We start from the raw sequence: 12,946 nt of genomic DNA, 5'->3' as shown, positions 1-12,946 counted from the left end.
CTTTTATAAGAATGTTTTTGTAGTTTCAATTGCCTCACCTAAATTAATCCCAGTAGACATGACATAATTTATCCCCATAACATCGTGCCCGTCCTTTATATACCTAGCAGGAATAAATTGAAAATTTGAAAAATCAACTATATTATTGTTAGCCTTCAATTCAGTTATTTCATTCTCAGAAAATGTCTTATTTATGAATCTAAAACTTATTGGCCTAGGCTCCCACTTTTTTCGAAAATCATTTGTTTTATCCCCACATAATAAAATGCCTTCTTTAAGATAATCCACACCTGTCACAAATGGGACGATTTGGGATGAAATAAATAAACCAGCTGGTCTACCTGCTAACTCAATAACGTGAATTTCTCCTTGCCTGTCAATTATTAGATCTACGTGTAATAGACAATTATCCAATTCTATTTCTTCAATGCACTTTTTCAAATGATTTGTGATTTTAGCTAACATATCCACATTTAACTTCGCTGGTGCATTTGTAGCTAAAGCTTGCCTATAAGGATATTCAGTAAGTTCTTTCTCCCGAACAAGAACTAGTTCGAACTTTTTATTTCTAACAACTCCATCTACTCCGTATTCTTCCCCAACAACAAGCTCTTCTATTAGATAGTCTCCATTAGCAAAATTTACTTTTGTGGCACATTCCAAAGCCTCATTAACGTCAAAGAGCGCAAACACTTCTCGACTTCCAGACCCATATCTTGGCTTTAATATAATTGGAAAACTTTTTTTTTTTATAACTTCCAAATACTCTTCTTGATCTCGAACAAGTTTAAAGTCTGCCCGCATAGGAAAAACTGATTTTAAAGTTTCGTTAAAAAGTAATTTATCTACACATCTCATTGCTGCTTTTTCAGAAATTCCACTTAATCCAAAGTAATCATTAATTCTTCCTATTGTCGTGAGATACCTTCCAATAGGCGAGGGTATTATACCTGATACAGAGTACTCTTCTAATACTTCAATAATTTCATCAGTTTTTTTTATATCTATGTGAATAGCTAAATCTGCAAGTTCCATACCCGGGGCATCGGAATATTTATCTACTGCAATGACCTTGAATCCAAGTTTTTTTGCTTTTAAAATCGAAGCTACTTGCTCTTTGCCAGCTCCAATTGATAATAAATATTCTTCCTGCAATTACATCACCTATTCTTTTGGGAATTTAATATTTCAAGAATACCTCTTTATTGTTACTTTAACATATTAAAAACATATAAGCTTCAATTCAATTCTTCATATGATACAACTAAAGAGTATAGCTATAAAAGTCGAAAACTGTTTATTCACCTAACTCTTTTTGTTTAACTTGCGAGTTAATAAGCGCAAGTTCCGGATGACTTTGAAGTAAATGTATAGTGTCATCTAATCCGAAAACTCGTCCAGTATACAGCTTTTTGTAAATTTCCGAAATTAGCTTCCAATCCTCAATCGTATCTAAGGTTAATCGGTAATGACTAAAATTTTGTTCATTACTATATACTCTAATTCGAAATAAATCTGGATTTTCATAAATATATGGTGTAACATGTTCAAGCTCATATTCTTTTGTAGATTCCTCATGAGCCTTCTCAAGTGCTTGAAAAGTAAAAACCTCAGTATCCAATCCTCTTGGAAAAGTGTTACTCAGCCCACTGCTCAAATAATCTATATGACTATTGATAAAATATTTAATGACTTTATTAGAGATGTTCGGATCAATTAATGGACAGTCTGAAGTTATTCTAACAATAACGTCTGCATTTGATAACTTCGCTGCCTCATAGTATCGCTTGAGCACATTGTTTATGCTCCCCTTATAGCAATCCACTTTATATCGCTTTGCTTCTTTACAAATCTCTTCATCTTCAATTGCGTTTGTAGTAGCAACAACAACATTATTAACCAAGGGAATTGCACGAACTCTTGTGATTACATGTCCCAATACAGATTTATCCTCAAGTGTCTTCATAACCTTTGCTGGAAGACGCGAAGACCCCAGTCGAGCCTGAATTATTGCAGTAATATTCATATTGTCCTCATTTTTATCACTTTTTATATTTTCAATCTATTAACTAATATTCCTCAGTAGAGATTCACGATGGTCTTTCAACCTAAAAACTTCAATTGATGTGTTTGTTTAAATCGCTTCCCTTCGAGAAAATTATTCGATTAACTTTGACACAAGGATTTCGGTCAGCAAAGTAAATCTGTAAGTCTTGTATTTAAAATAATTGTTATATAAGCAAACTTTCAATGGTTAGCACGGACAACCGTTCTCTTTGAAGCATACCCTTTTGGATCAAAACAAACGATTCATCTTTAAATCAGATTTTCAGATACTAACCAATCAGCAATAGTCTTCTTGGAAATCGGGATCATTTCTAAAGGGGATACATCTGAAAGCTCATTCTTGTCATTGAGAAAGAAAGGGGGTATAACGAACATATCATGATATTCCTTTGCAATTAAGTGTTCATCCATTGTCATTAGTTCTTCATATCTTTTTTCACCAGGACGAATTCCTATTTTACATACTTCTATACTCTCTTTGATTTGATATTTATTTGAAGTTAATTCAATTAAAACTTCCGCCAAATCACCAATACGTATCACGGGCATTTTGAGAACGAATACTTCCCCTCCTACAGCTCTATCATTAGCTTGCAGAATCAGATTAATGGCTTGTGTGGGAGTCATCATATATCTGAGCATGTCTAACTCAGTAACTGTTATTTTTCTTTGATCCAAGATTTGCTTCTTAAACAGGGGAATTACAGAGCCACGTGATCCCATAACATTTCCAAACCTTACGGATGAAAATACAGTATCTTTCGAACCCTTTTGATATTCAGCAGCAGAGATCAGTCTTTCCGCAGTAAGTTTTGTAGCACCGTATGTGTTGGTAGGTGAGATTGCTTTATCTGTACTTGTAAACAATACTTTTTTTACATTGTTAGAAATTGCAGCTTGAATTACATTTTGTGTTCCAATGACATTAGTCTGTACTGCCTCAAAAGGATTATATTCACATGAAGGCACATGTTTCATTGCAGCTAGATGAAAAACATAATCTATGTCCTCCATAGCCCTCATCAGTCTAGATAAGTCCCTCACATCTCCGATTAAGAACCGGAGGTGATCAGAAAACAAACTAAGTTCATGCTTCATTTCATATTGTTTATGCTCATCTCTACTGAATATCCTAATAACATGGGGGTTGTACTTGAGCAAATGTTGAACCAACTGTTGTCCAATAGTTCCTGTACCACCTATAACAAGTATCTTTTTTCCTGAATAGATTGATTTCAATTGATGCACATCCTTAAATTAATACGATTTACAGTATCATTCACAAAACACCATCATCATTACTACTATTATCGGTATAAAATGCTTCTCTGTGAATCCCTATATCAAAATAACTCTAACGTTCGTGACCCTTAATCGTTAGTACACGAAACAAAGCGAATGAATAACAAACGTATCACGGCTTTGTAAGTGATCTGAGCGAGTGTTGAAAAACCATCTTTTTGAAGAAATTACGGAAAAATGCTTTAGACCCTTTGTTATACACTAAAAGTGTAAGCTCAGCACAGATTGGATATAATGAAATTCATTCATGTCACAAAAAAAGAATGTAAAATACCTTTTAGATATCTTACATTCTTGTATGTTCTTTTATTTAGTACCTTTTCGTGTCTACAATAATGCTGTCCACTGCGTAAGACGTCTCATATGCATTCTTCTGTACTTTAGCCTGTTTGCGTTGAATGAGCCAGTCTTTAGCTTCTATCTTCAAGCTGCTCATGCGCATCAGAATGGCATGATCATTATCCATGATATTCTTAAGCCGTGCTTGTTGAGGTATTGAAGCTTTACCCTGATCTTGCTTTAGCATGGAATCAATAATGCTTTGACGCTTGTCCACAAATAGTTCCAATTCATCTGAACTAACTTTAGCAATCTGAAGCATGATATCTTGCGTTAGCTGCTCTAGCTCTTTAATCAATTCATCCATGAACGGCTCCAAGTTCAGATGAGGATACCATTTTGCTTGCCTGAACCCAGGTCTCTTTCAGCTCTTTCAAATAACCCAGGGCTTCCTCAGCAGGCTCAGAAGTCTTCTTCGTATTAGCATCAATAAGAAGATAATTAATATATTCGTACAAAGCATTAAGATTCTCTGCAATATCAGAAGATCGATCCAATGTAACTGATAACTCGCTAACAATGGTTTGTGCTTTTCCAAGATTCAGACTAACCTTCTGATAATCCTTGGCACCCAATCCATCAATCGCTGTCCGTACAAAACGAATAGCCCCATCATACAACATTATCAACAACTGCCCCGGTGAAGAGGTCTGAACGGACGACTGACGATATTGATCATATGGAGACTTAATCATATTTACACCCTTTCATTCTTTAAGATAATTTAGCTGGAGAAGAAACTGGATAAGCTTGAAGACTGACTTTGATACTTGCTCATAGCCGTTTCCATAGCCGTGAATTGTTTGTAGTAACGATTCTCAAGAGCACTCAGGCGTTTTTCCAATGCCGTAATCTGAGTATTATAGCCTTTGAGAGTTTTACCCATGACGCTCTCTTCCTTGAATAGACTGTTAACATCACCGCTAAATTTAGTTGTACCGGCACGTTCTGCAACTTTGCTCATAGCTGTATCCATCTCTTTATACATCTTGCCAAAAATAGAGCTATCGGCACCAGCACCCGTACCTTGTAATAAATCAGAGACCTGCTGAGGATTATCAAGGATGGCTTTTTTAAACTTATCCTCATCCAAGTATATTTTCCCATTTTCGTAATATTTACCACCTGTGATCCCAATACTACTGAGTTCTCCCATTTTCTCGCCCATAATGTTTCTCATCGTTGAAGCTAAGTTCGTAAGGATATCGTCGTTTTTAAGAAGGCCACTCTTGGCCTTTTCTTCCCACAACTTAATGTCACTTTCTGACATAGCGCTACGTTGTTCTGTAGTTAAGGGCTGGAAACTACGATACTTCTCTTCACTAACCTTGGTATTTAACAATTCTAACATTTTATTATAATCTTCTATAAAGGACTTAACCGTTGCAAGAGCCTTATCAGGATCATTTTGCGTATTAATTGTAAAAGGTTTATCACCATTCAATGTAATTACACCATTAATCTCCGTAAATGAACTTGCAGTCGTTGAAAGCAAATTCATTTGCACCCCATTGTAAGTAATCACATTACTTGTAGGTGGAGGATCTAACTTTACACCATTGATTAGTACAATAGCATCCTTCGCTACAACCTCATTGATCACTGCAGTAGAGTTTTGCCCGAATACATCCATTAGCGAATTATTCCCAGCGTCTGGTGCCTCAACTTTCAGTGTGCCTTTAGAGCCCAGATCTTTAGAGGCAATGGTAAACTTTCCTGTCAGTTCATCAAAACTAGCTTTTACGTTTAAATCCATCTTACTATTGATTTTTGCAATAATAGAAGAGACTGTATCCTGCCCCGTAAAAGTCATTTCTACATCATTAATCTTAATCTTGTATTCTTTTGTATTATCGCTTGTACCTAAACTGGTTGTTGGTTCTCCAAATTTTATGCCGTTTGCTAATTCAGCTAGCGACTGCCTCGAACTATAACCTTGGCCTTTTCCATCGGTTTCTTGAGCTTTCGCAGTAGCAAGTTGTGCAACCGAGACTTCCATTTTAATACCATTAGCTGCTGCACCTGCTTCAGCTTTAACCGCATCCGTATTACCTGTTACAACTGCCTTTTGTGTATTAAGCGCTGTTGATTGTCTATATGTCTGTTGTAGCTTGGTATTACGAAACTCATACATCTTACTATTCAATTCACGATAACTGTCACGTTGCCATTCCAGTGTCGTCTTTTTTTGGTTCAATTTATCCAGCGGAGCCCTTTTGGCTGTCATCATTTCCTTGACCATAAGATCGATGTCCATACCAGAAAATCCGTTAATACGCATAAATTCACTCCTCGCTCGTTAAGTTACTTTGTACCTTTATACTTTCTCGTCGATCAGGATGCCCGCTATCTCCATCATCTTGGCTACCAAATCCAGTGTCTTCTCAGGCGGTATCTCGCGAAGCACTTCTCCCGTTTCCTTGTTTAGAACCTTGACCATGATATCATGTGTCTTCTCGTGGATGCTGATGTCCAGCGTGGTCTCCGGACCTTGTAGTGCTTTCACTGCTCGGTCAATATTACGGATCAGTAGTTCTTCTCCCATAGATAGATTTAGTCCCTGCTTTTCTTTACTATAGGCTTCTTTCGCTGTCCTGATGTTTACTGTGTCGGTTCCCGCTTGAGAAGCGCCTGCCGGGTGCTGTACCTCTATAGCAGAATTACTTGCAGACGAGGCAGCAGATAAAGAAAATTGAATGTTCACCCTTGAACGACCTCCAACTATTTCGCATTTATATTATATATCGGTTATTGTTAAAAAGATGTTAGGGTTTAACATAAACCAGTGAGAAATAACCACTGAGATATAACTGTATCGGTAATTGTTCCTAAATACCCAAATAATATATGTTAGTAATTAGATTTTTAGATATTTATATATTCAGAAAAGAATCTTCCCAATAAACAAGCTGAAATTATGTATGTTTTCAATAGAGAACGCAACATCTCATCCAAGCGGATAAGAGAATAGACTTATATAGACACTTATGTTTTCTCTCGAATATTGTTGAGTGGTTTAGGGTACGGATTTCGGATGAAGGCCTAGAACCCCTTAAATTGATTAACCCACCAAAATGGCTACGTTGGAAGGACCCTCACGAGCTTTGGAGTGCACCCCTTAGAATAGACATTGGAGAAACCCCTGGGTTTAGTCGATGAAATTCTAGGGGGTGCATTTTTTTTATGGCGATTAAAGGACAAAAGTATAAAACGTATTCGGAGAAGATACAAAAAGAGGCTACTCGTCTGCATACGGTTGAGGGCCGTACTTACCGAAAGATTAATGAACATTTGGGAATTCATGACCCGGGACGAGATGCGAAAACACCGGGAACAAGGCGAGTTTGGACTGATGGATCAGCGAGGTCGACGGAAAGAATACTTAGATCAAGAACGCTATGTGCAAAAACTGAAACGGGAGAATGTGTTGCTAAAAAAGTGCTTGGTAATCTGGATGGAGGAAGCAAACAAGAGAATTTTCAGATCATGGAAAAAGTAGCGGCATACGGTGATATCCAGAAACTCTGCAATGTGTTTGGCGTGTCCCGGAGTGGGTTTTATACCTATGTAAAACGTAAACGATTCGATCGCGATGCAGAGCAGGTACTTCAAATGTATCTTCGCTATGAAGGCAAATATGACTATCGACAACTCCAGTTATTCCTTTGGCAAGATCAAAGGATTTGGATGAATCACAAAAAGGTACTCCGCCTGATGCAAATGCTCGGCATTCAATCTCGAATCCGTCGTAAACGGCGCTCCAACAGCTCGTATGCACCTGCGCAGCGTGTAGCTTGAAGCGAGATTTCAGTGCAGAAAAACCGAATCAGAAATGGGTCACGGACATTACCCAGTATCGTGTGGGAGAGCGCTGGATATATCTTTCAGCCATAAAGGATCTGTTTAATAACGAAATTGTGGCCTACGAAATAGGCGAACGCAACGACAATGAACTGGTTCTCCGCACATTCAGCAAGGCGTTAGACGTGACCGGACTAGTCATTCACAGCGACCAGGGATGTAAGTAACACGTCTCATGCTTACCACGACATGCTGCCAAAGGTTGGCGCCCAAATCAGCATGTCTCGCCGAGGAAATTGTTATGACAATGCCTCGATGGAGAGTTTCTTCTCGCATCTCAAAACGGAAGGACTCTATCCTTATCATTTCCGAACGCTTACCGAAGCACAAAGCAAAATCGAAAAGTATATCCGTTTTCACAACCGAAAACGACCACAACGGAAACTAAAAAAACTGACGCCGGTAGAGTACCGACGCCAGTTTGCAGCCTAGGGTCTTTTTATAATGTCTATTAAATGGGGTCTTGACCACTTTCCAGAGTGGTTTTCACACTTCATCCGACAATTCGACATACAAAAACCTATTACTTAGCTCTTTTAAGCCTAAGCCTCTGACATTTCGAAAAAACTCCCCTATTTCAAGATTCACTACAAAGGATTATTCACTAAAATCGTGAACTACCTTACGAACAGCATTGATTACATCCTTTACATCTTGTTCTGACATTCTAGGATACAACGGAAGAGTTATAGCAGTGTTATAATAATGCTCGGCATTAGGACATAGGCCAGGTTCATAACCAAGCTTTTGGTAGTAAGGCTGCAAGTAAACTGGGATGTAATGCACATTCACTCCAATATTTAAGTTTCGTAAAGCTTCGAAGAATTCTTTTCTAGTACCGTTAAGCACCTCTGGAAGCCATCGAGTAACATATATGTGCCAGCTCGAATTGCTGCCTTCATGTTGATAAGGTAAAACTAGCCCTTTTATTCCAGCTAATTCTCTATCATATTGTTCCGCAATTTCTCTTCTTCTCTTAACGAATTGATCTAGTTTATTCATTTGCGATACACCTAATGCAGCCTGAATGTCTGTCATTCTATAATTATAACCCAAGGAATGCATCTCATAGTACCAAGGACCCTCGTTATTCAACATCTCATCGGGGTTTCTGTTCACTCCATGACTTCGGAATAACTGGAGCTGATTATAGTATTGTTTATTATTGGTTACAATAACTCCTCCCTCCCCTGTTGTCACATGCTTAACAGGGTGAAAGCTGAACATTGTCATATCTGCCCACGAACCGACTTTCACTTTCTGGTAGGATGCACCCAAAGAATGAGCAGCATCTTCAATTAAAACCAGGTCATTATCTTTTGAAATCATATTAAGACGATCCATCTCAACAGGTTGTCCTGAAAAATCCACAGCAATAATTGCTTTAGTATTTTCCGTGATTTTCAATTCCACTTGGCCTGGATCAAGATTGTAGGTATTCATATCAATATCAGCAAATACAGGAGTAGCGCCTTGATATAATATACAATTACTACTGGCTAAGAATGTAATTGGTGTTGTGATAACCTCATCGCCTTGAGAAATACCTGCAGCAAAACATGCTCCGTGCAGAGCAGCCGTGCCATTAGCAAAAGCAACAGCATATTGAGCTCCTACATAATTCGCCACTTTGGTTTCAAATGCCTGGATTACTGGTCCTTGAGTTATTAAATCTCCGCGTAATACTTCAACGACAGCCGCAATATCTTCTTCATCCAACCATTGTTGTCCGTATGGTAACATGGTGTTACGTACAATATGTGGTAATTGGGTTTCATCCATTTTGAACTGATGCTCCTTTCATAAGATTGAATGGACTTATTTTATCTGACTACTATAGAAGCCCTCCCTGCTGTATCCAAGTCTTGGTACGAGCTATCCCTTCTTCCAATGTGACTTCTGGTTTCCAATCAAGCAAGCTAGTAGCTTTTCCAGAATTACACAATAACTTCTGAATCTCACTTTGTGGATGAATATGCTCTATGTGCTTAATTTTCATAAGATTCCCCGTAATTAAACTCGCCAAATTATTTATAGAGATATCCTTCCCTAGTCCTGCGTTTACAATTTCTCCATTAACTGCATCTGAAAATCCAGCAGAAACCACAAACTTTGCGCAATCTTCTACGTATAGAAGGTCTCTCGTCTGTGTTCCATCTCCATAGATATTTAGATCTATACCTTTTAGATGGTTATTGATAAAGATAGCAACTACACCGCCTTCTCCACCAGTTTTCTGAAAAGGACCATAAGTATTAAAAGGACGAATTACAACAGTAGGCAGACCATAAGTATGGTAATAAGAAAGCACCATATTCTCTGCGGCTACTTTAGCACCTGCATACGGAGATGCTGGTTTTGTTGAATGATTTTCAGTAATACCAGTCTCATCATTACAACGGTCATATACCATACAAGTACTCATAAAAATAACTTTAGTATTGTGTTTCCGACATTGCTCCAAAATGTAAAATGTTCCTATAGTGTCATTATTAAAAGTTGTTCGTGGGTCATCGATTGAATCCTGTACATTAATAGAAGCTCCTAAGTGATAACAGATTTCAAAGTGATTTTCATTGAATAGATCTTCGAGTAGTGTCTCATTCAAAATGGAATCATTTATAAACTGTATAAAACCTGGATGTTCTTTGAATTCAGATATATTCTCTTCCCGTCCATTAGATAAATCGTCAAGAATCCACAACTGATGACCTTCACTCAATAAATGTTTAGCGACCCAACGACCAATAAACCCAGCACCACCGGTGAGAAGAATCTTCATTTTCTAACCCCCTTATTATATGGATACAATATGTTAATATACACGAACTATAGGAGGTCCCCGTCTCAAACTCTCCTCTTAGTAGTAGTTTTCTTTCACTTCCATAGTCTTGTCTCCTGAACTACCTACTCTTGAAGTTATGCATTGGTGGTAATTATTCAGACCAAATCCTCGGCCATCCTTCACCGACTTAATTTTCCGCTCAGATGCTCCCTAAGTAAGTGACTCTATCCAAAGCCACCAAGCTCATTCTGTTCAATAACAAGTACATTTCTTAAACTACCATCTGCCCGAAGCAGGTGGTAGTTTAAGAAATGAATGTCACGAACTAAAGTCATTACTGAAGACTGAAGTTTTTCTGAAACACAAACGCTTAGGTACTTTTAAACTCTTGGAAATAAGCTTGCAACAACGAGACAACCTTATTTTGAGATATTGCAAGATTTCACTTAGCCGAGGCTGGTTGGACAAGACAAAATATATTGCTATACTCCTTCAAGTCTTTGGAAATAGAAATGTACTCATTCCACTCCTGAAGTATATACGCTTTTTTGATATAGCATCCATAACCAAACGTCATGTTGTCAGCAGTGCAAGGTCTTTAAACTCAAAAGTTCTAATCGCGTCCGCAGCTTTCTGAACAAAATTCAGCGCACTATCAAGAATTCCCTGATACCGCTAAAGCTCTTGCTAGAATCACTCACCCTTGTTTTAAGGCTATAGTTCTTCCACCGTTGATTTTAATATTTTAGTGATTTCATTTAGCGTATACACACCGATGTCTAGGAACCCAAGATTAATTTTCTGCGCTTGTGTTACATTATTAAAATTAACTACACGTTCAATATCATAAAGATTCCAAACGGAGTTAATCATTGCTGGCTGTATGCAGTGACGTAATAACCAGTTATCCAGAACTAATTTGAAAAATTCTTCTGTCTGATCGATTCTCTGTAAAGCTGCCTTCAACTCTCTCTCAGAAGAAAATGCATTAAGCTTTAAACGTTTAACATGTTTCCGTTGTTTTTCAAATCGAGATGTAAGCTCTAAAAAGTATTTGCACTGCTCTTTAATCACATACTTCATCTGTTGTTGTTCAAGAGGGTAAGCTGTAACATTTTTTATTAGCTCGGATACAGGTGAAATCATTGATTTACAATACTTCCGTCCTACTTCAGCCAAACTGAGTTGCCGTGTAGATTCGATTTTAGCCCCACCTTCAGTGGCATTAATCACGTCTAATTTCTTTGTTGCAATTTCCATTTCTAACCATGTGCGAAAGGCATTCCAAATTTCTCTTGTAGCTACCATCCCACCATAGTAACCTTCAGTATGCAACAACTCTTGTTCCACACTTGTACTATTCATTATATTTTTGTCATCGTAAATAGTGCCCCCAGCATGTGTTTCTTCAGTGGAATTACCATATGCCAGATCTTGTCCTAGCAATATAATTGGTGATGCGCCAATATGCTCTGCAACACCAAAAGCCACATGGGCACATGATAAGCCTATACTTATCGCATTGTCACCTTTGAGTCCCAAAACTTGTTCTAACCAGATGAACTCCCCAACATTTTCCCTCATAGGTATAACTAATTCACCTGGATACTCCTCAAATATCTCGGGGTAGAGCACGAGTGGGCCAACAAGTGTTGATTCAACAGGGTATGTCTTTCCTTCATAAAAATACGTATACGTTTCAATTCCCCGTTCTATTGAACATATAAAGTCGGGAATAATCCCTTCGTTGCAAAGACGTTGAGCAATCGTATCAACAGCAATAATAACTGCCTTACCTTTCAAATCGTGTAAATTTTCGATATTTTTATTTAAAGACGGCCCGGCAGCTACAACAACAGCTGGCACGTTACGCATTGTATTCTTAAGCAACGAGACATCTTTTGAGCGAGGTAGATGCTTCAAATTCTTCATATGGTGCCTAAATCCAATTAGGCTGTCCTCTACTGAATTACCATACATAAGTGTTTTATAACTCACAATTTCCTTGATAATCCTTATAATTGCTACACTGGACTGGATATCTTGTTCTCTATAAAAGTGTGTAAAATAAAATTTTATAGTTTTCAGATAAAAAATAGCATTCATTGAAAAATATTTATCCAAAAATAACGGTAAATTGCTAATTTTATCAGCAAAAATAACCGCTGAAGAGGTATGGAGAATGGAAAAATCATGGTGCTGTAATGCATAATTAAATAGAGCAAAGTTCGGTTCTATAATGACTAATAAGGAATCATTACCCATCAATCGAATAAGCTGCTCTATTTCTCCTACAGAATAGATTCCAATAACAAAGATCAGTTCGCGCTTTAATGGATTAGGCTGATTGGTATTATCGAAAGTACTTTTCAGGTCATACACTCGATCCCCATCTATAAACAACTCATTACCCGAGCTATCCACCTCAAAACGCGCTCCAGTTAGCTCATTTTCATCTGGAATTCCAATCCAGTGATTAGAGTTAGCAGACAAAATCTCAATATTCCGGTTCAAAAATTCCATGTCCTTGCTCCCTTTTGCGAATTTTTATCGTAGGTAGAAAATAGCTACAGAATAATTATAGCAAGAAAG

At 37.7% G+C, this 12,946-nt stretch carries 13 protein-coding genes; 3 read left to right on the top strand and 10 right to left on the bottom strand.

The window, feature by feature from the left end:
* Positions 1-3: 3 nt before the first annotated feature.
* From MHI01_RS21885 to MHI01_RS21855, 7 genes are all read right to left on the bottom strand, one after another.
* The gene (locus MHI01_RS21885) at positions 4-1,155 is read right to left on the bottom strand and encodes an ATP-grasp domain-containing protein (RefSeq protein WP_340984141.1); all 1,152 of its coding nucleotides are present in this window, start codon (positions 1,153-1,155) and stop codon (positions 4-6) included.
* 142 nt (positions 1,156-1,297) lie between these two features.
* Positions 1,298-2,026 carry a glycosyltransferase family protein gene (locus MHI01_RS21880; RefSeq protein ID WP_340984139.1) on the bottom strand — a complete coding sequence of 243 codons (729 nt, stop codon included), beginning with the start codon at positions 2,024-2,026 and terminating at the stop codon, positions 1,298-1,300.
* Between the two features lie 290 nt (positions 2,027-2,316).
* The gene (locus MHI01_RS21875; RefSeq protein WP_340984138.1) at positions 2,317-3,306 is read right to left on the bottom strand and encodes an SDR family NAD(P)-dependent oxidoreductase; all 990 of its coding nucleotides are present in this window, start codon (positions 3,304-3,306) and stop codon (positions 2,317-2,319) included.
* Positions 3,307-3,679: 373 nt separating this feature from the next.
* A complete protein-coding gene (locus MHI01_RS21870) occupies positions 3,680-4,015 on the bottom strand; it encodes a hypothetical protein (RefSeq protein ID WP_340984137.1) in 336 nt (111 codons plus the stop codon).
* Positions 4,008-4,403 carry a flagellar export chaperone FliS gene (fliS, locus tag MHI01_RS21865; protein WP_340984136.1) on the bottom strand — a complete coding sequence of 132 codons (396 nt, stop codon included), beginning with the start codon at positions 4,401-4,403 and terminating at the stop codon, positions 4,008-4,010. Before fliS ends, MHI01_RS21870 begins: the two co-directional genes overlap by 8 nt.
* Positions 4,404-4,432: 29 nt before the next feature.
* Positions 4,433-5,989, bottom strand: coding sequence for a flagellar filament capping protein FliD (gene fliD / locus MHI01_RS21860; protein ID WP_340984134.1), 1,557 nt, complete (start codon positions 5,987-5,989; stop codon positions 4,433-4,435).
* 36 nt (positions 5,990-6,025) lie between these two features.
* Positions 6,026-6,412, bottom strand: coding sequence for a flagellar protein FlaG (locus MHI01_RS21855; protein ID WP_340984133.1), 387 nt, complete (start codon positions 6,410-6,412; stop codon positions 6,026-6,028).
* 479 nt (positions 6,413-6,891) lie between these two features.
* Between MHI01_RS21855 and MHI01_RS21850 the strand changes: the two genes are divergently transcribed.
* From MHI01_RS21850 to MHI01_RS31005, 3 genes are read left to right on the top strand one after another with little or no spacing between them, the layout of a single operon-like run.
* Entirely contained in the window at positions 6,892-7,506 is a 615-nt protein-coding gene (locus MHI01_RS21850; protein WP_340984132.1) for an IS3 family transposase, read from the top strand.
* Positions 7,503-7,736, top strand: coding sequence for a DDE-type integrase/transposase/recombinase (locus MHI01_RS21845; protein WP_340984131.1), 234 nt, complete (start codon positions 7,503-7,505; stop codon positions 7,734-7,736). The genes MHI01_RS21850 and MHI01_RS21845 overlap by 4 nt, the downstream gene beginning before the upstream one ends.
* 22 nt (positions 7,737-7,758) lie before the next feature.
* Positions 7,759-8,001, top strand: coding sequence for an IS3 family transposase (locus MHI01_RS31005; RefSeq protein ID WP_445744908.1), 243 nt, complete (start codon positions 7,759-7,761; stop codon positions 7,999-8,001).
* Positions 8,002-8,166: 165 nt separating this feature from the next.
* Here MHI01_RS31005 and pseC read toward each other — a convergent pair whose 3' ends face one another.
* From pseC to MHI01_RS21830, 3 genes are all read right to left on the bottom strand, one after another.
* Entirely contained in the window at positions 8,167-9,351 is a 1,185-nt protein-coding gene (gene pseC / locus MHI01_RS21840) for a UDP-4-amino-4,6-dideoxy-N-acetyl-beta-L-altrosamine transaminase (protein ID WP_340984130.1), read from the bottom strand.
* A gap of 52 nt (positions 9,352-9,403) precedes the next feature.
* Entirely contained in the window at positions 9,404-10,351 is a 948-nt protein-coding gene (locus tag MHI01_RS21835) for a dTDP-glucose 4,6-dehydratase (RefSeq protein WP_340984129.1), read from the bottom strand.
* Positions 10,352-11,068: 717 nt separating this feature from the next.
* Positions 11,069-12,877, bottom strand: a complete 1,809-nt coding sequence (locus MHI01_RS21830; protein ID WP_340984128.1) for a motility associated factor glycosyltransferase family protein — start codon at positions 12,875-12,877, stop codon at positions 11,069-11,071.
* Positions 12,878-12,946: the final 69 nt, after the last annotated feature.

Origin of the sequence: Paenibacillus sp. FSL M7-0656 (assembly GCF_038003225.1) — a bacterium.
Classification (GTDB): domain Bacteria; phylum Bacillota; class Bacilli; order Paenibacillales; family Paenibacillaceae; genus Paenibacillus; species Paenibacillus amylolyticus.
This window is presented reverse-complemented; position numbering and strand designations above follow the sequence as displayed.

Excerpts from the sequence above, each read along its gene's own strand:
- fliD (WP_340984134.1), bottom strand. The coding sequence starts at position 5,989 with ATGCGTATTAACGGATTTTCTGGTATGGACATCGATCTTATGGTCAAG.
- fliS (WP_340984136.1), bottom strand. The coding sequence starts at position 4,403 with ATGATTAAGTCTCCATATGATCAATATCGTCAGTCGTCCGTTCAGACC.
- MHI01_RS21830 (WP_340984128.1), bottom strand. The coding sequence starts at position 12,877 with ATGGAATTTTTGAACCGGAATATTGAGATTTTGTCTGCTAACTCTAAT.
- pseC (WP_340984130.1), bottom strand. The coding sequence starts at position 9,351 with ATGGATGAAACCCAATTACCACATATTGTACGTAACACCATGTTACCA.
- MHI01_RS21870 (WP_340984137.1), bottom strand. The coding sequence starts at position 4,015 with ATGGATGAATTGATTAAAGAGCTAGAGCAGCTAACGCAAGATATCATG.
- MHI01_RS31005 (WP_445744908.1), top strand. The coding sequence starts at position 7,759 with ATGCTGCCAAAGGTTGGCGCCCAAATCAGCATGTCTCGCCGAGGAAAT.
- MHI01_RS21880 (WP_340984139.1), bottom strand. The coding sequence starts at position 2,026 with ATGAATATTACTGCAATAATTCAGGCTCGACTGGGGTCTTCGCGTCTT.
- MHI01_RS21835 (WP_340984129.1), bottom strand. The coding sequence starts at position 10,351 with ATGAAGATTCTTCTCACCGGTGGTGCTGGGTTTATTGGTCGTTGGGTC.
- MHI01_RS21850 (WP_340984132.1), top strand. The coding sequence starts at position 6,892 with ATGGCGATTAAAGGACAAAAGTATAAAACGTATTCGGAGAAGATACAA.